The sequence below is a fragment of the Ruminococcus sp. AM31-15AC genome, assembly GCF_003462045.1.
In the GTDB taxonomy this organism is placed as follows: domain Bacteria; phylum Bacillota; class Clostridia; order Oscillospirales; family Ruminococcaceae; genus Hominimerdicola; species Hominimerdicola aceti.
In genome coordinates, this window is sequence record NZ_QTYG01000014.1 from 36,682 (window position 1) to 57,937 (window position 21,256).

Genomic DNA, 21,256 nt, shown 5'->3' on the forward strand with positions numbered 1-21,256 from the left:
AACACTGCACGCTTTATGTGTGGTGTTGCCTGACGTATACGAAAGGAACAAACCACACAATGAAAAAGATACACGTCAGTGCTATAAACAGAAAGGTCAGAGATGACGAAAAGCTTTTTGTTGAAGAGTGCGACAGAAAATATAATGAAAAGCTTGTTGCCATTGCAGACAGCATCGAGGAGCATCAAAAGGAGAAGCCTATATTGCTTTTGGCAGGTCCGTCAGGGGCGGGCAAGACCACAACAGCGTTGAAAATAGAGGAAATACTTGACAGCAGGGGGATACACACCCACACTATCTCTATGGACGATTATTTTCTGCCTGCTGACAGCTTCACCGCTGTTATAGGAGAGGACGGCAAGCCAGACTATGAATCTCCTGACAGAATAGACCGAAAGCTTCTTTATGAGCATATGGAAAAGATAAACAGCAGCGAGGAAGTCGTTCTGCCGAAGTTTGAATTTTCAGAACAATGCAGGCGTGATGGAGAAAAACTCAGACGAAACAAAAACGACATAGTTGTTTTTGAGGGTATCCATGCCCTTAATCCAGAGGTCACAGGTGCGGCTGGGGATTATGCAAGATGTATGTACGTCAGTGTAAGAAGCAGACTTGAATTGAAAGACGGTGAGCTTCTGCATCCTTGCTATATCAGGCTTATGCGCAGACTTATAAGGGACGGATTTTTCCGTGGCAGAAGTGCAGCGGAAACACTAGATATGTTCGACAGCGTTGAGGCTGGCGAGAACAAGTATATAATGCCATACAAGCACAGGGCTGAGTTTTCAGTGGATACTTTTCACGCTTATGAGCCTGCCTTGTATAAGAACTATCTTTTGGATACACTGCGACGTGAGAGCAGGAGCTATAAGGATTTTGAACGCTTTTTGCCTATGCTAAAAGCCCTTGAGGAGATAGAGCCGGTGATGCTCGAAAGTGTGCCTGTAAATTCCCTTGCAAGGGAGTTTGTAGGTGAAAGCAGCTATAGATACTAAGACGATAAAACGCCGTCGGAAAAGGACGGCGTTTTGCTATGTTTGCTTGACTTTTTTTATAAAAAGTAGTAAAATGAAATAAGGTAAGTACAGGTATTTTTGAAAACGTTTTCCTGAACGTGATCATTGAATAAAAAATTAGTGGGGATAAAAATGAATTTTGATAATGATTTGATGCTTTTCTTCCGAACGATATATGAAGATTCGGAGAATATGGACAAATGCAGTGCCAAGGTGAAAAGTGCTGTGGCTGCTGTGGCAGACAAGCTTGACATCGTCAGAGCGGAGCTTGCAGTGAAAATGCCTGCAACAAAGCTTTGTGAGGATGGTGCAGATATGCTCATGGTGCTTTATGACAGAGAGAAGGACGTGGAAAACGAGCCTTTTGAGGCAAGTTTTCCTTTGTTTGAAGGCGGCTTTATAACAGTGACCTTTTATTCTGGTAATTCCAATGGCTTTGATAACGAGCAAAGGAATATCGTAGAGATAATCGCAAACACTGTTTTTATCCAATTTAACAGGGTAATTATGCAGGAGCTTGTTACTCATGTTATAAAAACGGATATCGAAACAGGTGCAGCAACTTTAGACGCTTTGATAAACTATGCTGGTATGCTTATAGCGCAAAACAGGATAGAGGATTTCAGTATAATCTTTTTCAATATACATAACTTCAAATATGTAAATAAGGTATTAAATTACGAACAGGGCGACGTTGTTTTGCGTAATTATACAAAGACTATATACCGAAATCTTTCAGATGGTGAGATGATCGCAAGACTTGGCGGCGATAATTTCGTTATGCTTGTAAAGAACGAATCGCTCAGAGAATATATTGATATGCTCAGCTTTATGAACATAAGGTATGATGATGGCAAAGTATCAAAGGATTTTATTTTTAGTGCAACCATCGGATATTCGTCAACTGTGGGTATAAGATATCCAAGAGAAGTAATGGCTCGTGCAAGCATTGCATATGCTGCTGCAAGACGAGTTGGCGCAGGCCATGTAATGGAGTATTCCGAAAATATAAAACAAGAACTGATGAAAATTCAGGGAGTGCTGTCAAACTTCATGGCTGGGCTTATGGCAGGTGAGTTTGAGGTGTATTATCAGCCAAAGGTACGCATCGAAACCAAGGAGATATTTGGTGCAGAAGCCCTTGTACGTTGGCATAGAAAGGGAAGGTTATCAGCACCGGTGGAGTTTATTCCGCTTCTTACGAATGACGGAAGCATAATAAAGCTTGACTACTATGTGCTTGAAGAAGTTTGCAAATGGCTGAGAAAACGCATAGATATGGGTTTTGAACCCTTGAGGATATCAGTGAATTTTTCGAGGAAGCACCTGGAAGAAAAAAATATGATAGGTAATATAGTTGCCTTGATCGACAAATACGAGCTTGATCACCAGCTTATAGAAATAGAGCTTACTGAAAGCGAGGATTATCAGAATTTTGAGCTTATCACAGAGATCGTGAATGGTCTGAGAGCTAATGGTATCGTCACATCTATGGACGATTTTGGCACTGGTTTTTCATCGCTCAATATGATAAAGAATGTTGATCTGCAGGTAATAAAGATAGACAAGTCCTTTATTCCTCTTGAAAAGGATTATGAGGGCAAGGATAAAGATCTTATAATGTTCTATTACATTATAAAAATGGTTAAAAAGCTTGGCAAGGAAACTATCGCCGAGGGAGTTGAAACTGAGCAGCAGCTTGACTATCTCAGAGAAGTTGGCTGTGACGCTGTTCAGGGCTTTGTGTTTGACAAGCCTCTGCCTGCGGTTGAGTTTGAGAAACGTCTTGCCTGCGGTTATAACTGATAAATAAAAGGACGAACATTTTGTGTTCGTCCTTTTTTTTTGCATGAATGAAAACAGCCGCAGACTGCCAGCCTTTTGCAATGTGTGATTATTTATCCTGTGTGGAAAGTATCTTTCTAGTCTGAGGTATCTCGAAAAGTGCAAACGCACCGATAGCTGTGAATATCATTTCAGGAAGCATATATGAGCCGTTGTAAAGCAGGCTGTAGAGTACGCTGTTGTCTGTTGAGAAGCCGTCCCACAGTGCGCCGAATGACTTCCAGATAACAACGCCGCTGATGAAGTGGCAAACAAATCTCAGGAAAACTGCTATCATCGTTCCTGCTATCCAGCCTACTGCGCCTTTCTTTCTGAACATTCCTGCCACACCGAGAACTGTGTAGGCTGCAAGATAGTCAATGAATATGCAGGCAACGAGCATTATAGGAGAAAGTCCCCAGCCGAAAAGTCCGTCTGTGATACCCTGAATGAACTGAATGAGAGAGAAAACAAATGCCGCTCCAAGACCCTTTGCTACGCCATGCTTAATGCTGAAAACGGCTATAGGAAGCATGGAGAGCAGTGTGATAGAGCCGCCCCAAGGGAGCTTGTATACTCTGATAAAGCTAAGCACTGTTGCCAGTGCCACCATTACTGCACCCTCGACCAATGTGAGTGTTTTTGAATTTTTCATATTATACCATTCCTTTCTGCGTACAAAAAATGCGTATGCCTGATAAAAGGGCATACGCATAGATATACACACTATTTTCCTACGCTGGCATTACCCATATCAGGTGCGGTCAGAACATCAATTTGCTCTTTCTCAGCCGAAAAACATTCAGCTCCCGTGTCGTTTTATGTACTATTGTTATTATACTGCTTTTTTCGTGGGTTTTCAATAGCTTTTCTGATTTTCCCCACCTAAATTGTATGAAAACATAAATATTTGTCACAAAACCGCATTTTATTATTAGTTTTGTACATCTTTGCTGAGTATCTCCTCTATGTTCTCAAAAATAAATTCCTGCGCCTGCTTTGGAAAAAGTATCGTCTTGTAGCTGTTTCCAAGCTGTGATATTTTTTCACGCTCTATTATTCCTGCTTCGGGGGAAAGTATTGTAGTTTCAAGAAAGCCCCTGCCGTTTGCACCGTTTTTTGCAAGATAATTTTCACCTATGAGCCATTCTTTTATGGCAAGTTTTATGCTTCTTATATCGCCGTCTGTGCCGAGCTGATAGAAAATGCTGTCGCATACTTCTGAAAGGGTCATATCCTGTTCTTTGCCTGAAAGCTCACCTGCGTGGGCGATTATATATTCCTTTGTGCTTTGACCGTCTTCCGCCATCTGTTTTTGCAGATAGCCCTCAGGGATATATTTATAGCCCGAAGCGGCGTCAGGATTTTCCTTGAGATATTTCTGTATCTCAGCTACAAAGTATCTTCCATAACGTTCCTGCTTTGACTTTCCCACCCCTGAGATATTCAAAAGCTCTGTCTGCGTCTTAGGCAGCTTTATACACATATCACGCAGTGAAGCGTCTGTAAGAATGATATATGCAGGCAGACTCGCCTGTGTCGCAAGCTTGCTCCGCACTGCTCTGAGCCGTCCGAAAAGCTCCTTGTCGAATGTCGTAACTTCGTCCCTGCCGATCTTTGTGACCGTTTCGCTCTTTGGCTTTTTCTTTGGAAGGCGTATTGTAATAGTCTTTTTGTCCATTAATATCTCTGCAGACCTTCTTGTAAGGGTAAGTACAGAAAAATCCCCGTGTGAAGTCTGTGTGATGTAATCATCAGCTTCAAGAAAAGCTATGAGCCTGCGGATATATATCTGCGTGGAGTCTTTCATTATGCCGTATGTCGAAAGAGTGGAAAGGTCAAAACGCTTTACCTTTTCGGAGTCTGAGCCTTTAAGTATCTGTGCTATGACACCTGCTCCAAAAGAAAGGTTTCGCTGGTGAAGTCTATAAATGCAGGAAAGCACCTTCTGACAATCCACAGACACGTCAACTTCTTCTGTTTCTCCGAAATCACCCAAACAGCCTGAACAGTTCTGACAAGGCTTGTCCTGCTTCTCACCGAAATATCCAAGGATAAACTCTCTCAGACAGCCGTTTGTATTGCAGTAATCGGTCATCTTTTTCAGACGCATAAGATCACGTTTGCGTATCATTTCAAGTGTGTCATCATCAAGGTCGGGATTGTCATGAGAATTGTTTATAAGAAACTTGTTGGTCGCAACGTCCTGACTGCTGTAGAGCAAAATGCACTTTGCTTCGTTGCCGTCACGTCCCGCTCTGCCTGCCTCCTGATAATAGCTTTCAATATTCTTAGGCATATTATAATGTATGACATAGCTCACGTTTGATTTGTCTATTCCCATGCCGAAAGCATTGGTCGCCACCATGACCTGGACACGATCAAAGATAAAATCGTCCTGATTTTTACGCCTTTCCTCATCAGAAAGTCCTGCATGATAGCGTGAAGCGTTGTAGCCGTCGGCACAGAGCTTTTCACACACACTCTCAACATTTTTTCTTGTGGAGCAGTAGATTATTCCGCAGTTGTCCTTGTATTTCTCAACTATCCTCACTGTTTCACTGTATTTGTCATGAGGGTGAGAAACGCCAAAGTAGAGATTTTTTCTGTCAAAGCCTGTGGTTATAGTGAAAGGGTCACGGAGTTCAAGCATTTTGATAATGTCCGCTTTTACTTCTGCGGTGGCAGTGGCGGTGAATGCACTGACTATGGGACGGTAGGGAAGTTTGCCAAGAAACTCGGGTATCTTCATATAGGAAGGTCTGAAATCCTGTCCCCACTGAGAAACGCAGTGGGCTTCGTCCACCGCAAGCATGGATATCTTCACCGACGAAGCCAGTGACAGAAACGATCCTGTCATCAGCCTTTCAGGTGCAACATATATTATCTTGTACATACCACGTGCGGCGTTTGATATAGCCATTTCATACTGTGCCGCCGTCAGTGACGAGTTCAGATACGCTGCCCTCACTCCTGATTGTATCAGCGAGTTCACCTGATCTTTCATAAGGGATATGAGCGGCGAAACAACTATAGTTATCCCGTCAAACATAAGAGCAGGTATCTGATAGCACATAGATTTGCCTGCGCCTGTTGGCATAACTCCAAGGCAGTCACGCCCTGCAAGTATGCTGTCTATTATCTGCTCCTGACCGTTTCTGAACTGAGAGTGTCCGAAAAAGTCCTGAAGCACTGAATACTTATTGCGAAAATCTGTCATTTTATCCTAACTTTCCATTGTGTGTATGCTTATATTATACTACCAAAAACCAGCTAAGTCAAACAGATATACAAAATTCCATGCACGATTTTGTAACATCTTTTCCTTAGTCGCTATTGTAATTTTATCGGAATTATGTTATAATAGGCTTGATAAATAATTAGTTATAAAAATATAAAAAATTAACAAATCTCCAAAGGAAGGATTGTCTGAACACAGTCGTATATTCAGGCATGGTGAAGATCATGGATATGGAAAATAAATTGTGGCAAAGCTATTTTGGTGCTGTCTGGGGAAAGGTTTGTTCAATATGGCACAATATCGGCGGGTTTGTTATGGACGAGAAAAGCGGAGAGTTTTATGCCGATGAAAACTGTCGTGCTCTTATGGGACTTAGAGAGAACACAGATTATGACAAGTTCAGAGATATAGTTGCATTGAACGGCGGAGGACGAGATCTTGGCCTGCCGTTGTGTATAGAACTTCTTGACACTCCAAGTGGCATTACCGCCGGAATAGTGTATCTGTCGAAAGAATATATGTCAAAAAGTGTTTTTGAAGGGATCGACATTATACCACAATCAGAGCTTGTAAGACTTCTTGATGGAATGACACGCTCATCATTGCTTGCTCTTGTAAGATTTGATGGAGCAGGGAAGCTTTTGGATTCAGACTACTGCATAGGGGAGGCACTTAAGGCGGCTGTTGCGGTTTTGCCTGAAAATACTGTGACGGCATTCAATTCAGACGGTCAGTTTTGGATATATGTTCCATGCTTTGGAGGTAAGCCTGAGGAATTTGCTGACAATATACGTAAAGCGGTGAAGGAGTGTTGCCTGCCAGATGAATTTGGAGTGAGATCGTCTTCAAATCATTCGCTTTCTGTGACGGCAGGCATAAGCAGCGGCTTTGAAGTGCCAGCAAGACTCATGCACGCAGCAGGCTTTGCACTCTATGAGCTAAGGCAAAGGGTGCAGGCAGTATTTGCTGCTTTGATCCTGAAAAATATGCAAAGCAGAAGAGCGATATCGAGAATATCAGGGCTTTTTCAGAGCTTCTTGATAAAAATCTGTTTACATATCATTTTCAGCCTATCGTTAGTTCTTCAACAGGCGAGATAGTCGCTTATGAAGCGCTTATGAGAACAAAGGGAAATATAGCACTCAATCCGCTTCAGATACTCAACTGTGCTAAAAATTTTGGCAGACTTTACGATATAGAGAAAGCTACACTGAAAAATACTCTTAAATATCTCAGCAAGCATCAGCTTGATTTTGAAAACCGCAGGCTGTATATAAATTCAATATCATCTCATGCTCTTGACGATAAGGATTTTTATGCGATCGTCAATGACTATGGCGAACTTCTTGAAAAGGTCGTTATCGAAATGACAGAGCAGACAGAGATCAGCGAGGATGACCTCGATAGAATAAGGGTGCGTCTTGAAAAGAACAATATGAGCCTTGCTATTGACGATTACGGCACAGGCTACTCAAATACATCGAATCTTCTGCGATATGATCCTGAGGTGGTAAAGATAGACCGTTCCCTCATTTCTGGTATTGACCAGAATCCTAAGGCTCAGAAGATAGTTTCAAAAATGGTGGAATATTTCCATTCAAGCGGATATACCGCACTTGCAGAGGGTGTTGAAACAAGCGAAGAACTTAAAACCATGATATATTTCGGCGTCGATCTTATTCAGGGTTATTATGTTTCTAAGCCGAAGCCTGTGCTTATTCACGATATCTCAGAAAATATCCGTGAGGAGATAGTGGCTTACAGTATCGAGGCTGGAGATAAAGATAAAAAGGTCTTCCACGCTGAGGATAATGACGTTATCGACCTTGCTGAGATGTATAAAAAAAGATATTCTGACATTTTTCTCGGCACAGGTACATTTACTCTTTCAGGAAAGGCTGAGGACGATTGTGCGGTGCCTTTGTCCGTGACAATTGGTAATGGTGTTGATTGCGTCATTCACTTGAAAAACGCATGGCTCACTATATATGAGGATCTGCCGATCATAAAGCTAGGCACCGGTTCGAGAGTCAGGATAGTGTGCAGCGGTGAAGATCGTATAGACGGCAGAGGTATTTATGTTCCTGAGGGATCGTCGTTAGAGCTTGTAGGCTCAGGTGAGCTTTATATCAGATCAGAATCACAGGATTGCTATGCAATAGGTACTGACAGCAAGCAGCCTTGTGGAAGGATAACTGTCGCAATGACAGGTGTTCTTGATATAACTGCAAATGGCGACAAGTGCGTCGGCATAGGCGGAGGAGGCTGCAAAGATGGTATTGTCATTGCAGGCGGTGATATAGCTGTAAATTGCAGTGGCGATAGGTGCGTTGGTATTGGAAGCATCGATGGCGACGCAGATGTGACTATATCAAACTGTGGCTGCAGACTAAAGCTTGCGGCAGGAATGTCAGTGGGCATTGGTGCCGTAAAGGGCAGTGCTGATATAAGCATTTCAGACTATAACATGAGCTGTGAGCTTTCTGGAAATAACCTGACTGCAGTGGGAGTTATGAGTAACGGGACCGGAAGGATATGTATTCTTGATGGCAGGCTCAACATTTCCATGAAGGGAAGAACTCTCAACTGTGTGGGAACAAGGGACGGCGAGCTGGATTGTGAGCTTAAAAATACTGTCTTTAAGCTTTATTGCGAGGGCGGTTCTGTTTCAGGTGTTGGAGACAAAACAGGTAAAGGTGACGTGACAGCACAAAGCTGTCAGTTCGACGTAATGTTCCTTACAGGCGATGGCTGGTGGCTTGGAAGTCCGAATGGTACGCTTTCAGTAGTCGACTGTAAGAAAGATATCAAGATAAACAAATAAGGCAAAGCCCATAGGCGTGCCTTGTGTGACGCTGCTTTAGATCGTCTGAAGCAGCACGGCTGATTTGTACGGAGGATCATGAGATGATGAATGATACTGCTAAACGCAGACGTATAAAAATAGGACTTTTGGTGAGCCACCTTGAAGATGATTTTGACGATGCGGTTGCAGAGGGCGCAATGATAGGCGCAGAGCAGTGCGACGCTGACCTCGTTATTTTTCCAGGCAGATATATAGATGGGATCTATGCCGACAAGCTGAGAACGGTGTATGAGTATCAGTATAATACTTTGTTTGATATGGCGGCGGCAAATAAGTTCGACGTTCTGCTTGTGCTTATCGGCACACTTGGAACATATCTTGACAACGAGCATAAGGTTCAGTTTCTGAAAAAATTTGCTGGAACGCCTGTTATAACTATAACGGCACATATTGATGGTTATCCTTGTATCATGCTCGACAACAGAACGGGAATGAAGGAGGCTATAGAACATCTTATAAAGGTGCATGGCTGTAAAAAGATAGGTATGGTAAGCGGACCTAAAACAAGTGATGATGCCCTTGAAAGACTTGACGTTTACAAGGAGACTCTTGAGGAAAATGGTATCATCTATGACGAAAAGCGTGTTGCATATGGCAATTTTTCGAAATTCTGTGTTGACGAAGTCGGAAAGCTAATTGACGATAATCCAGAACTTGAAGCTATAGTTTTTGCAAACGACCAGATGGCAATTGCAGGCTATAAGGCTATGGAAGAACGTGGAATACGTCCTGGTAAGGATATCCTTGTGACAGGCTTTGATGACGATCCAGTGGCTGAGGAGCTTAATCCGCATTTGACGACTGTCAAGGCTGACCCTTCTGAGCTTGGCTATCATGCCGTTCAGGAGGCTGTGAACTATGTTATAAATAAGGCTATAAACAACGATAAGATCTCTTCAGAAATGGTAAGAAGAAATTCCTGCGGCTGTCAGGGCAACTCAAAATTAAAAACCATATCTTTTGGTCGCATATCAGATGATCCGGAAGCGTTTGCAAGAAGAATGAGCCAGTTTTTGTTCAATAAATACAGTGCAAGTGAAACAACTGCGAAAATGCGAGAAGTTTACGTCAAGATAATATATGCTCTTGATGATTATGCCCGTGAGGAAAATCTTGATAATGAGGTCAAAAAAGACAAGGTATTAGAAATGATCTCAACTCTTGCCAGTGAAGAATTTTTTAGGTTTGTGAGCGTTGATGAGCTTTATGCTTCTGTTGAGTATATTCAGCAAAAGCTTATTTCTCGTTTTGATAACGTGGAGAGACATTTGAAGTTAAATCAGACTTTTATTCAGATATACAAGATACTGGCAGAACGCAATGCGAATTACTGTAAGGAAAAGCTTGAGGATAATGAGTTTCTTGCATGGCAGGCAAACTCTATCACAAGGGATATGCTTGTATTTGAAGCTTATGATGACAGAGCATATGAGACCGTTGTGGATAAGCTTACGAGGCTTCATATGGAATCAAGCTTTCTGTTCAGCTTCGAGCCTGCCATTATTCACTTTGGTACAGATAAGTGGCAACCGCCGGAATATATGTATCTCAAAGCCTATCACAATGGTTCTGACGCTATCCAGCTCCCACATGAAGAGCAGGCTGTAAAGTATACAGAGCTGTTGTCGAATAAGTATCTGCCAACAGACAGACGTTATACATTAGTGGTATCACCATTGTTCTCTAACGAGGAGCATTACGGAATACTGATGTGTGAGATAAAGCATGAGTATTTTAATTATTTGCAGTCGGTGACAGTTCAACTTTGTGCGGCACTTAAAATAATAACCTTGATGAAGCAGCAGGCTGTTACCCAGAAGCAGCTTAAAAAGAGCCTTATCGAGATCAAGGAAAACAATGAGCTTCTTCGAGATCTTTCAAGGCAGGACGCTTTGACGGGTTGCTACAATCGAAGGGGATTTTTTGAGGAACTTCGTAAAAGACTAAGCAATGACAAAAACGAGGGTGAAAAGGCTATCATGGTCTTTGCCGACCTTGACTGTCTGAAAACCATAAATGATAAATTTGGTCACGAGGAGGGCGACTTTGCTATACTATCTGCGGCAAAGATACTTAAACACTCTTTTGGAAACAGTGAGATAGTGGGTCGTATAGGTGGCGATGAGTTCGTTGTATGTGCTTTTCTTGATAACGCAATAGATATCCCGTCAATGAGAAACCATATAGAAGCGGTCACAAGAGAATACAACATTAAATATGCTGCCGATAAGCCATATATAATCCATACGAGCGTAGGCGTTTATCCGTTCGTATGCAGTGCCACGCTTGAGATAGGCGAGCTTCTCAGCCATGCTGATATCCTGCTTTATGAGGAAAAAAAGCACAAGAGAAGTATTCTTAAAAGCGATTATGAATAACATTTGCAGGCTGTCTGAAAAAGGCAGCCTGCTTTTTGTTTTTATGCTTGACAAAATATCATGGCTGTGATATAATAAAACATATTTTACGAAAGGAGCGTCGGATGACATGAGAATTACAAGAATATGGGTGAGAAACTATTAAACCGAATATCAGGCAGGTGCATTGGCACAAGCCGCTCCGACTCTTCCGTATAACGTTTTGGTTACACGCCTGAGGGTGTGTTTTTTTATGCCTGAAAAAGCCGAAGAGCGGCTTGATAACAGACATTAGGAGTGATTAATATGGCAGAAATGTTTGACAACACAATAAAGAAAGACCGTGTGCTGCTTGCGGCAGTGGACACAGGTTCGTATGACGTGGAGCTTTCCCTTGACGAGCTTGAAGAGCTGACAGAAACAGCAGGCGGCGAGGTGATAGCGAGAGTGACACAGAAAAGGCCGTCCTTTGACAGCGGTACCTGCATAGGCTCAGGCAGGCTTGAAGAAATGGCTGAGATATGCAGAAATGAAAATATCGACAGGATAGTTTTTGACTGCGAGCTTACAGCCACACAGATAAGAAATATCGAGGACGTGTGCGGCGTTTTCACTATTGACAGAACTATGCTCATACTGGATATCTTTGCTCAGCGTGCGACTACTCGTGAGGGCAGATTGCAGGTAGAGATAGCACAGAACAAATACAGACTTCCAAGGCTTGCAGGCATGGGAACTAATATGTCACGTCTTGGCGGTGGTATCGGCACAAGAGGTCCTGGTGAGTCGAAGCTTGAAACTGACAAGCGACACATCAGAACACGCATTGCGGCACTTTCAGACGAGCTTAAGGAGATAGAGAAGCGTCGTGGGCTTATGAGAAAACGCCGCAAGAAAGACGGTGTTCTTACAGCGGCGATAGTGGGCTATACAAACGTGGGCAAATCCACACTGCTTAATTATCTTACAGAAGCGGGCGTGCTTGCAGAGAACAAGCTTTTTGCGACTTTGGAAACAACATCAAGGGCTATAGAGCTTCCTGACGGCAGGTCGGTGACGCTTATTGACACGGTAGGACTTATCAGACGTCTGCCGCATCAGCTTGTGGAAGCTTTCAAATCCACTCTTGAAGAGGCAGCAAGTGCGGACGTTATAATCCATGTGTGCGACGCCTCGGCTGATGACTGCGAGGAGCAGGCAAAAGTTACCCTTGAACTGCTCAAAGAGCTTGGCTGTGAGGGAATACCTGTGGTGACAGTGTTCAACAAGTGCGACAAAGTGCCTTATATAAACGAGCTTGACACGTCGGGTGAAGCGGTGAAGATATCCGCCAAAAACGGCACAGGCATTGACAGCCTGCTTGCGGCTATACAAAAGGCGTTACCCGAAAACAGCGTAAGATGCAGGCTTCTTTTGCCTTTTGACAAGGCGGGTCTTGTGAACACCATAAGGCAGGAGGGCAGGATATTCAGCGAGGATTATACCGCTGAGGGTATCGTTCTTGACGCTCTTGTGGATATCAAGGTCTATCATCTTGTGGAAAGCTATAAGGTGAAAAACGAAGAATAAAGTGTTTTGCAAACGTTAAAAAAGTGTAAACTCTCGGCATGGCTATTGACAAGCCCTGCCTGTGAGAGTATAATAATCGTGGTTAGCAATAACAAATAAATCGAAAGGAAAAAACAGAATATGTCTACTGTTATCATGTCTGCAGTCTTTACATACTTCTTTATGAGCTTGAGCTACTTTTATGGCTTCGAGTTTTTTTGGCGTGTGAAGAAAGCGACGAGATCAGAATAGGCGTATAGAGAAGTTTCTGTTTTTATATATGCGTTTATTATAAGCCGTGGCTTTCTTGTAAAAGAATGTCACGGCTGTTTTTATTGCCTATACAAATTTGATTTTCGGAGGAAAGTAACATGATCATCGTATTGAAAAACAATTCACAGGAAAAACAGGTAGAAGAGCTTTTGAACTGGCTCGACCAGTTCCACGTATCGACGAATCTGGTAGAGGGTGTTCATTCAAATGTTATCGGTCTTATTGGCGACACAACTCAGATCGATATAGAAGCAGTTCAGGCTAAGGAATGTGTTGAAAATGTACAGCGTGTTCAGGAGCCTTACAAGAATGCTAACAGAAAGTTCCACCCTGATAATACTGTTATCGACGTTGCAGGCAGAAAGATAGGCGGCGGAAAGCTTCAGGTCATTGCAGGCCCTTGCTCTGTTGAAACTGAGGAGCAGATAATCACAACTGCTATCGCTGTAAAGGAAGCAGGTGCAACAATGCTCAGAGGTGGCGCATTCAAGCCAAGAACTTCACCATATTCATTCCAGGGTCTTGGCAAGGAGGGCATCGACCTTCTTATTCAGGCTAGAAAGATAACAGGTCTGCCTATCGTTACTGAGATCATGGATCTTTCTGATCTTGACTGCTTTGCTGACGTTGACGTTGTTCAGGTAGGAGCAAGAAATATGCAGAATTTCACACTTCTCAAGGCTCTCGGCAGAAGCGACAAGCCTGTTCTTCTCAAGAGAGGACTTTCATCAACACTTCAGGAGCTTCTCATGTCCGCTGAGTACATAATGTCTGAGGGCAATCAGAACGTTATCCTTTGCGAAAGAGGTATCCGTACATTCGAGCCTGCCACAAGAAATACTCTCGATCTTTCAGCCGTTCCTCTGCTTCAGCAGAAAACACACCTTCCTATCACTATCGACCCTAGCCACGCTACAGGTATCGCTTCACTTGTTGAGCCAATGGCACTTTGTGCTGTAACAGCAGGCTGTGACGCACTTGAGATAGAGGTACACAACGACCCTAAGAACGCATGGAGCGATGGTGCGCAGTCACTTACTCCTGCACAGTTCGCTGAAACAATGAAGAAAGTTAAGGCACTTTCCGAGTTCATGGGCAAGCCTCTTGATGTAAACGAATAAACAAGACATTGAAAAAGAGGTGTTTTCGCACCTCTTTTTCTTTACAAATATTCAGTTATGTGGTATAATGTTTTAGAACTGTAAATGGATAAAGTACAAAGGAGGAGGAACGATGAAACTTGTGCTTAAACAAAGGCTTTTTTCATGGTTTGACAGCTATGATGTGTGCGACGAATACGGTAACGCAGTTTTCAGCGTAAAAGGCAGGCTCTCATGGGGTCACTTGCTGGAGATATACGACAACGTGGGAAACAAGGTCGGCGTGCTGAAAGAAAAGGTGCTGAAAATTTTCCCTACCTTTGAGATATACATAGGCGGAGAGTATATGGCTGTATAAAGAAAGAGTTTACATTTTTCAAGCCAAAGTTCCTTATTGATTTCTGCGGTTGGAGAGTGGACGGTGATATTTTCGGCTGGGACTATTCCGTTTATAGCGGTGCTGAACAGATAATGCGTGTGTCAAAGGAGCTTTTGCACCTTACTGATACCTATGTCATAGACGTTTATGATGATAGCAATGCTTTGGCGGGATTGCTGATCGCACTTGCGATAGACGCCGAGAAATGCTCAGACGGCAATTAGGCTCTTGCAATAACTGTGTAAAAAATTGTACTGAAAGGTTTTGATATAAATGAAATTCAACTGCGAGCTTAAAAGGGTCGTGGACGATTCTTATGATATAGAAATAGGCAGAAAATTGCAGGATACGCTTGTCAGCGACCTTAAAGGCGGTCTTGTGGGAAAGATAAAGAAATTTGCCGTTGTGACGGATTCTATCGTTGTGGATCTCTATGGCAGAGATATTTATGACAGGCTCAATGCCGCAGGTCTGAAAGCCGAGCTTTTTGTGATACCTGAGGGAGAAAAGTCCAAAACCAGGCAGATGAAAGAGTTTGTTGAGGACTCTATGCTTGAAAAAGGCTTTCGCCGTGATTGCTGTGTGGTAGCCGTTGGCGGCGGAGTTGTCACAGACCTGGCAGGCTTTGTTGCAGGAACATTCGGCAGAGGAGTGCCTTTTGTGAATTATGCCACAACGCTCCTTGCGGCGGCTGACGCATCAGTTGGCGGAAAAACTGCCGTTGATACGCCACTTGCTACAAATCTTATCGGTCTGTTCAATCAGCCTAAGAAAGTTTATCTGGATATAGACACATGGAAAACACTGCCTGAAGAACAGCTTTCAAGCGGTCTTGCGGAAACTATAAAGCACGGCTGTCTTGGTGATAAGGAGCTGTTTGAGTATCTTGAAAAAAACGTGGAAAAGGTGCTTGAATGTGACGGTGAAGCCTGCGAGTATATCGCAAAGAAAAACTGCGAAGTCAAGTACAAAGTGGTAATGAAAGACGAGAGAGAGTCGGGTCTGAGAGAGGTGCTTAATCTCGGTCACACTGTCGGCAGAGCTATAGAAACTGTGTCTGATTATAGACTATATCATGGCGAAGCTGTAGCTATCGGCATGGTGGCACAGGCAAGATTGGGCGAGAAGCTTGGTTTCATATCCCATGAAAATGAACAGCGTGTGGAAAAGCTTCTTGAAAGGACAAAGCTTCCTACAAAAATACCTGATTATATTGACAGAAAGGCGCTTTTGAAAAAGCTTTATACAGATAAAAAGGTCCGTGACGGAAAGCTGAGATTTGTTTTCCAAAAAGAAATAGGCGAGATGATGTGCTTCGGTGAAAATCAGTACGGCAAAGAGATATCCGAGGAGCAGATAGCTGAAATAATCACAGAGATGTAACGGAGGATAGCGATGAACATAACTGTATTTCCGAAAAAACTCAGCGGACAGGTGACAGTTCCGCCCTCAAAAAGCGTTGCACACAGAATGGTGATAGCGGCGGCGCTGTCAAACGGCGTTTCTGAGATAACAAATCTTTATCCCTCGGTGGATATCCTTGCGACTATGGATTGCATGAGGGCGCTTGGGGCGAAAATAGATTTTGACGGCGACAAGGCTGTGATAGAAGGCATAAAGGATATTCCTGAGAGCGCAGTTTTGGATTGCTGTGAGAGCGGCTCAACGCTGAGATTTCTCATACCTGTTGCTTGTGCGCTTGGGGTGGATACTCAGTTCACCGGCAGGGGCAGGCTTCCGCAAAGACCTATCACACCATATCTTGATGAGTTTCCGAAACATGGCGTAAGCTTTGAATATGACAACTCCATGCCTTTTTCCGCTAACGGAAAGCTCACAGGTGGCAAGTTCTATGTTGACGGTGGAATATCTTCTCAGTTTATCACAGGGCTTCTGTTTGCTCTGCCGCTTCTTGATGAGGACAGCGAGATAATACTCACTTCTCATTTGGAGTCAAAGCCATATGTTGACATAACTCTAGGCACTTTGAGAGAGCATGGCTGTCAGGTTGAGGAAACAGAGAATGGATATTTTGTAAATGGCGGTCAGCGTTATATGCCTTTCAGCGGCAGAGTTGAGGGGGATTATTCTCAGGCGGCTTTCTTCAAGGTGGCAAATTCTTTGGGCAGTGATATTGATATCGCAGGGCTTTCTGAAAAATCTTTTCAGGGAGATAAAAAAATTGTTGAAATATGCGATAAAATAGTGTATAATAAAAATGGCGGTTTGCGGCCTTTTGACCTCGACTGTTCGGATATACCCGACCTTGTACCTGTTCTTACAGTACTTGGAAGCTTCTGCGAGGGAAAAAGCTATATACGAAATGCCGCACGTCTTAGGATAAAGGAGTGCGACAGACTTTCGGCTATCTCACAGTGCCTTAACGCAATTGGCGGAAAGGTAACTGAGCTTGAGGACGGATTGGAGATAGAGGGCGTTGGCTCGCTGAATGGCGGAGAAGTTGACAGCTTCAACGACCACAGGATCGCAATGTCAATGGCGGTGGCTGCCACAAGATGTACTTCACCACTGAAGATAAACGGTGCGGAGTGCGTCAGCAAGTCATATCCTGATTTCTTTGAGGTATATGAGAGCATCGGAGGAGAGATAAGCCGTGAGCCTTAACGTGGGCTAGTACAAAAATTTGTACTGATCTGGCGGGTATCTGCCGTTATTTATACAGGCTTTATAAGCTGACAGGAGGAAGTAAAATGTCATCAACATGGAACAACAATATAGGCTTTACCGTTTTCGGTGAGAGCCACGGCCCTGCAATAGGCGTTGTTATGGATAATGTACCGCCGGGGGAGAGCATCGACCTTGACAAGATATATCAATTTATGGCAAGAAGAGCGCCTAAACAGAACAAGACCTCTACACAGAGAAAAGAAAAGGATATGCCGCAGATAATGTCTGGCTATTTTAACGGCAAGACTACGGGTACTCCTCTTTGTGCGCTTATAGCCAATACAGACCAGCATTCACAGGATTATTCAAATCTTTCAAGGCTTGCAAGACCGGGTCACGCCGATTATACAGGCGCATTGAGATACAGAGGCTTCAATGATGTAAGAGGTGGCGGACATTTTTCAGGCAGACTTACTGCGCCCCTATGCTTTGCAGGAGCAGTGGCAGGTCAGATACTTGAAAAAAGAGGTATCTATGTGGGCGCTCATATCGCAGAGATCCATGGCATAAAGGATAAGGCTTTTGACCCTATCAATACCACTAAGGATATGATAAGGGAAGTTCGTGAGAAAGAGTTCCCGACTATTATCGACGTTCAGGGCAACGAAATGATAAAGGAGATAGACAAGGCAAGAAAGGATAAGGACAGCGTTGGCGGAATTATAGAATGTATCGCTATCAATGTTCCAGCCGGTATCGGCTCGCCTATCTTTGACGGACTTGAAAACTCTATAGCTCAGCTTATTTTCGGTATCCCTGCGGTAAAGGGTCTGGAGTTTGGTGCAGGCTTTAAGGTGGCGGAAATGACAGGCTCTGAGAACAATGACGAGTTCTATGTAAATGATAAGGGTCACGTTGTAACAAAGACAAACAATCACGGCGGAATACTGGGCGGAATAGCTTCTGGTATGCCTATCACACTTAGAGTGGCTTTCAAGCCTACTCCGTCAATTGCAAGACCGCAGGCAACTGTGGACTATTCAGCTATGAAAAATGAAACTCTCGAAGTAAAGGGCAGACACGACCCTTGTGTTGTTCCAAGAGCTGTGCCATGTGTTGAGGCGGCTGTTAATATAGCTTTGCTCAATCATATGCTTGAATACCCAAATTTTTAGAGAAATTTCCAAAGGAGGATTGATAGCTTGGTACAAAATCCTGAGGCTCATATATCAGAGAACATGAAGAACATTTCCGACGTGTATGAGGTTCAAATACTTCTGGCTTATTTTCTGGGTCAGATAAATCAGCTTTGTACGCCTAATCAGCTGACAGAGATAGCCACGGGCGAGGGTGTTGTGAATTATTTTGTATATACGGAAGCTGTCAGCAGAATGTTGGAAAACGGCACGCTGGAGCTTGCGGAAATAGAAGGCACGAATTACTATCGGCTCACTGAAAAGGGCATTGAGGGCGCTGAGAAATTTAAAAAACTCGTGCCGAAAAGTTTTAGAGATAAGATATATGCGGCAGGTCTAAGACTGTTCGTCAAGCTTAAAAACGATCGTGACGTAAGCTTTGATATAAAGCCTGCAAAGCGTGGTTATAACGTGCATTGCCGCTGCTGTGACGATGATATGGTGCTTATGGACATAACTCTTTACGCACCTGATCAGGAGCAGGCAAATTATATAAAATCGAAAATTCAGATGAATCCTACAGATTTCTATTGCAGAGTGGTGGACTATATAATCGAGAATGAGGAATATGTGCCGTCTGCTGCAGAGGAGCAGGGATTGTTCTAAAGAAAGTTGAGCCGTCTGGGCATATGCTCAGGCGGCTTTTGAAAAAAAATTTATTTTTTTTGTGACATTTCGGGAGAGAAAAAGTATTTATTATAAAGGGGTGATCAAATGGACGTCAATTTGAAAAATACGCCTTCAGAGATAGACAGGCTTATAGATAAATATAAAAGTACCGTTTATGGAATCGCTATAGCACGTCTTGGCTCAAAAGCAGATGCAGACGATGTTTTTCAGGAAGTGTTTCTTGCAGCTTATCGAAAGGGGATAACAGTCAAGGACAATGATGAGGAGAAGTTCTGGCTTATCAGGACTACTCTCAATCAGTGCAAAAAGATAACATTGTCAAGCTGGCGCAGGCGTACAGTTCCCCTTGAAGAAAGAAAGGAAGAGGTAAGCTTTTTCAGAAGCCGTGAGGAAAATGATGTTTTCTGTGCTGTAACGGAACTGCCTGAAAAATACAGAATGGTGGTCTATCTTTACTATTTTGAAGAGATGTCTACTGATGAGATAGCTGAGATAGTGAAAGTACGCAGTGGAACGGTGAGAATGCAGCTTACAAGGGCAAGAGAAATGTTGAAAGAAAAGCTGAAAGGAGGATATTTCTATGAATAAGGAATTTTTCAGAGGCATGAAAGAGCAGATAGAGCCTGATGAAGAGCAGGTCGAGGAATTGAAAAATAAGCTCAACAATACTGCGGTGGTAAGCAGGAAACCTATGTGGATAGGCGGAGTATGTGCGGCGGCACTGTGTGTGGCAGTTGGAGCAGGTCTGTTTTTATCCGACAGCAAAACTGATAAAAACAGCATAAAGACAAGCGGCAGTTCATCAGTGCAGTACAATGACAGTTGGTCGCCTGACCTTATAAATAGAAATGGGAACGGCTCTGACGAAAATCAGACAGTAGCTGGTGGCGAAACAGAGGAAAGCATTGTCGACAGTACACATGATTCAAAAATCGACAACGGCAAGACGGACGATACGCCCAATATAAACAACAATACGGGTGGAAATACGCAGATAGCAGATAATGACCACATAAGTGACAACAATGGCGGAATTATTTCAGACAATAGTAATACAGAAAATACAGATAGTAATGCAAACGACAGCAAATCGGAGATCACATCGTCCAAAAATGAAACGGAAGACCCTATAGAGTTCGATGAAAAAGACCCTGTTTACCCTGAGATATATGTGCAGGACGAAAGACTTTTTGATATGACATTAAAAGGCAGGGCATTTGCGTTTCCTGCAAAGTATAGTGATGTAGCGGATATGGGTCTTTGGGCGGCAGGTCTAGGCGGTTATTCTGAGAGCGTTGACCCGAAGAATTATGTGATAGCGGAAGATGATATGGAAACTTTCTTCAGCAATGGTGCAACAGGATATTCAGGAAGCATGACCATTGACAATTATACTTATGAAGAAGCTAAGGCAAGTGAATGTGATGTCATGGGATTGTTTTTGGATAATTGTCCTGAGTTCTCTATAGGCGGAATAAAGACTGGATCGACTATAGAGGAAGTGAATAAGACATTCGGCGTTAATTATACTAATGAGTGCAGGACGCTTACTGTACATTCGCAGAACGGCGCTTTTACAGACAGCAAGGGTACTTTTACTCTAACAGTTGTATTTGCGTTCAATGACGGGGTAGTTTATCATGTAGGCGAGTCAAAGATATATTCGACGTTCTTCTGATCGTCAATATTGTGTAAGTTTTGTACTGTTTCTGTGCAAAATAATGAAAATATCTATAAAAAACATAGAAACGGTACAAAACGCTTGACAAAAAGGCATAAAAGTGATAAAATAAACAAGTCGCCTCGAGAGAGAGCGATAAAGGAAGAAGCGAAACGAAGGTAAAAGGTTCGGGAGAACAGAAGAGACCTGAGGAGTAGCACAAAAAGAACTTCATAAAAAGTTCACAAAGAAAAGTCTTGACAAACCTTAGCTAATATGATATAATAGATAAGCTGATTTAAGACAGCACATTAGAAAGCACGAAAAAATCGGAAGTCAAAAAACTTTTTTGAAAAAACTTCAGAAAAGGGGTTGACAAAAGATAAAAAGTGTGATATAATGTAAAAGTTGCACGACACAAAAGAGTGCAACGAAACAGCATCTTGAAAATTGAACAAAGACGAATAGTACGAAACCCTTGAGAGATTCTTTTGAGAAAAAGAATTAAAGTCTAACATAAAGACGTAAAAGAAATGTA

The 21,256-nt window shown here is 43.0% G+C and carries 17 protein-coding genes and 1 riboswitch; of the genes, 15 read left to right on the forward strand and 2 right to left on the reverse strand.

From position 1 onward, the window contains the following. The first annotated feature begins 59 nt into the window (after nucleotides 1-59). Both DW793_RS06005 and DW793_RS06010 read left to right on the forward strand, forming a co-directional pair. Entirely contained in the window at nucleotides 60-995 is a 936-nt protein-coding gene (locus DW793_RS06005) for a uridine kinase family protein (RefSeq protein WP_118157359.1), read from the forward strand. Nucleotides 996-1,148: 153 nt separating this feature from the next. Continuing rightward, nucleotides 1,149-2,822 (forward strand): bifunctional diguanylate cyclase/phosphodiesterase, encoded by a 1,674-nt coding sequence (locus tag DW793_RS06010; RefSeq protein WP_118157360.1) that lies wholly within the window; start codon nucleotides 1,149-1,151, stop codon nucleotides 2,820-2,822. An 88-nt stretch (nucleotides 2,823-2,910) separates the two neighbouring features. Here DW793_RS06010 and DW793_RS06015 read toward each other — a convergent pair whose 3' ends face one another. Both DW793_RS06015 and recQ read right to left on the reverse strand, forming a co-directional pair. Further along, the gene (locus tag DW793_RS06015) at nucleotides 2,911-3,495 is read right to left on the reverse strand and encodes an energy-coupled thiamine transporter ThiT (RefSeq protein WP_117877970.1); all 585 of its coding nucleotides are present in this window, start codon (nucleotides 3,493-3,495) and stop codon (nucleotides 2,911-2,913) included. 58 nt (nucleotides 3,496-3,553) lie between these two features. Further along, nucleotides 3,554-3,663: riboswitch (TPP riboswitch) on the reverse strand. 111 nt (nucleotides 3,664-3,774) lie between these two features. After that, entirely contained in the window at nucleotides 3,775-6,060 is a 2,286-nt protein-coding gene (recQ, locus tag DW793_RS06020; RefSeq protein WP_118157361.1) for a DNA helicase RecQ, read from the reverse strand. Between the two features lie 251 nt (nucleotides 6,061-6,311). On the opposite strand from recQ, the gene DW793_RS15260 reads away from it, so the two are divergent. From DW793_RS15260 to DW793_RS06075, 13 genes are all read left to right on the forward strand, one after another. Further along, nucleotides 6,312-7,181 (forward strand): hypothetical protein, encoded by an 870-nt coding sequence (locus DW793_RS15260; RefSeq protein ID WP_252969695.1) that lies wholly within the window; start codon nucleotides 6,312-6,314, stop codon nucleotides 7,179-7,181. Continuing rightward, nucleotides 7,154-8,905, forward strand: a complete 1,752-nt coding sequence (locus DW793_RS06025; protein WP_252969697.1) for an EAL domain-containing protein — start codon at nucleotides 7,154-7,156, stop codon at nucleotides 8,903-8,905. Before DW793_RS15260 ends, DW793_RS06025 begins: the two co-directional genes overlap by 28 nt. Nucleotides 8,906-8,988: 83 nt before the next feature. Beyond that, nucleotides 8,989-11,325: a diguanylate cyclase gene (locus tag DW793_RS06030; RefSeq protein WP_118157363.1), complete on the forward strand. Its 2,337-nt coding sequence runs from the start codon at nucleotides 8,989-8,991 to the stop codon at nucleotides 11,323-11,325. A 294-nt stretch (nucleotides 11,326-11,619) separates the two neighbouring features. Beyond that, nucleotides 11,620-12,873, forward strand: a complete 1,254-nt coding sequence (gene hflX / locus DW793_RS06035) for a GTPase HflX (RefSeq protein ID WP_181979725.1) — start codon at nucleotides 11,620-11,622, stop codon at nucleotides 12,871-12,873. Between the two features lie 350 nt (nucleotides 12,874-13,223). Next, entirely contained in the window at nucleotides 13,224-14,246 is a 1,023-nt protein-coding gene (gene aroF / locus DW793_RS06040; RefSeq protein ID WP_038671269.1) for a 3-deoxy-7-phosphoheptulonate synthase, read from the forward strand. 112 nt (nucleotides 14,247-14,358) lie between these two features. Next, nucleotides 14,359-14,583, forward strand: a complete 225-nt coding sequence (locus tag DW793_RS15885) for an LURP-one-related family protein (RefSeq protein WP_390624643.1) — start codon at nucleotides 14,359-14,361, stop codon at nucleotides 14,581-14,583. A gap of 56 nt (nucleotides 14,584-14,639) precedes the next feature. After that, nucleotides 14,640-14,828, forward strand: a complete 189-nt coding sequence (locus DW793_RS15890) for a hypothetical protein (RefSeq protein WP_390624644.1) — start codon at nucleotides 14,640-14,642, stop codon at nucleotides 14,826-14,828. Between the two features lie 49 nt (nucleotides 14,829-14,877). Further along, nucleotides 14,878-15,987 (forward strand): 3-dehydroquinate synthase, encoded by a 1,110-nt coding sequence (aroB, locus tag DW793_RS06050; protein ID WP_118157364.1) that lies wholly within the window; start codon nucleotides 14,878-14,880, stop codon nucleotides 15,985-15,987. 12 nt (nucleotides 15,988-15,999) lie between these two features. Then, a complete protein-coding gene (aroA, locus tag DW793_RS06055; RefSeq protein WP_118157365.1) occupies nucleotides 16,000-17,229 on the forward strand; it encodes a 3-phosphoshikimate 1-carboxyvinyltransferase in 1,230 nt (409 codons plus the stop codon). Nucleotides 17,230-17,315: 86 nt separating this feature from the next. Continuing rightward, nucleotides 17,316-18,407: a chorismate synthase gene (gene aroC / locus DW793_RS06060; protein ID WP_038671275.1), complete on the forward strand. Its 1,092-nt coding sequence runs from the start codon at nucleotides 17,316-17,318 to the stop codon at nucleotides 18,405-18,407. A gap of 27 nt (nucleotides 18,408-18,434) precedes the next feature. Further along, nucleotides 18,435-19,034, forward strand: coding sequence for a DUF4364 family protein (locus tag DW793_RS06065; protein ID WP_022288567.1), 600 nt, complete (start codon nucleotides 18,435-18,437; stop codon nucleotides 19,032-19,034). A 108-nt stretch (nucleotides 19,035-19,142) separates the two neighbouring features. Further along, nucleotides 19,143-19,646, forward strand: a complete 504-nt coding sequence (locus DW793_RS06070; protein WP_117938377.1) for an RNA polymerase sigma factor — start codon at nucleotides 19,143-19,145, stop codon at nucleotides 19,644-19,646. Further along, entirely contained in the window at nucleotides 19,639-20,736 is a 1,098-nt protein-coding gene (locus DW793_RS06075; protein ID WP_118157366.1) for a hypothetical protein, read from the forward strand. The genes DW793_RS06070 and DW793_RS06075 overlap by 8 nt, the downstream gene beginning before the upstream one ends. Nucleotides 20,737-21,256 lie beyond the last annotated feature (520 nt).

Coding starts and splice junctions, on each gene's coding strand:
- DW793_RS06005 (WP_118157359.1), top strand. CDS start 60: ATGAAAAAGATACACGTCAGTGCTATAAACAGAAAGGTCAGAGATGAC.
- DW793_RS06010 (WP_118157360.1), top strand. CDS start 1,149: ATGAATTTTGATAATGATTTGATGCTTTTCTTCCGAACGATATATGAA.
- DW793_RS06015 (WP_117877970.1), bottom strand. CDS start 3,495: ATGAAAAATTCAAAAACACTCACATTGGTCGAGGGTGCAGTAATGGTG.
- recQ (WP_118157361.1), bottom strand. CDS start 6,060: ATGACAGATTTTCGCAATAAGTATTCAGTGCTTCAGGACTTTTTCGGA.
- DW793_RS15260 (WP_252969695.1), top strand. CDS start 6,312: ATGGAAAATAAATTGTGGCAAAGCTATTTTGGTGCTGTCTGGGGAAAG.
- DW793_RS06030 (WP_118157363.1), top strand. CDS start 8,989: ATGATGAATGATACTGCTAAACGCAGACGTATAAAAATAGGACTTTTG.
- hflX (WP_181979725.1), top strand. CDS start 11,620: ATGTTTGACAACACAATAAAGAAAGACCGTGTGCTGCTTGCGGCAGTG.
- aroF (WP_038671269.1), top strand. CDS start 13,224: ATGATCATCGTATTGAAAAACAATTCACAGGAAAAACAGGTAGAAGAG.
- DW793_RS15885 (WP_390624643.1), top strand. CDS start 14,359: ATGAAACTTGTGCTTAAACAAAGGCTTTTTTCATGGTTTGACAGCTAT.
- aroB (WP_118157364.1), top strand. CDS start 14,878: ATGAAATTCAACTGCGAGCTTAAAAGGGTCGTGGACGATTCTTATGAT.
- aroA (WP_118157365.1), top strand. CDS start 16,000: ATGAACATAACTGTATTTCCGAAAAAACTCAGCGGACAGGTGACAGTT.
- aroC (WP_038671275.1), top strand. CDS start 17,316: ATGTCATCAACATGGAACAACAATATAGGCTTTACCGTTTTCGGTGAG.
- DW793_RS06070 (WP_117938377.1), top strand. CDS start 19,143: ATGGACGTCAATTTGAAAAATACGCCTTCAGAGATAGACAGGCTTATA.
- DW793_RS06075 (WP_118157366.1), top strand. CDS start 19,639: ATGAATAAGGAATTTTTCAGAGGCATGAAAGAGCAGATAGAGCCTGAT.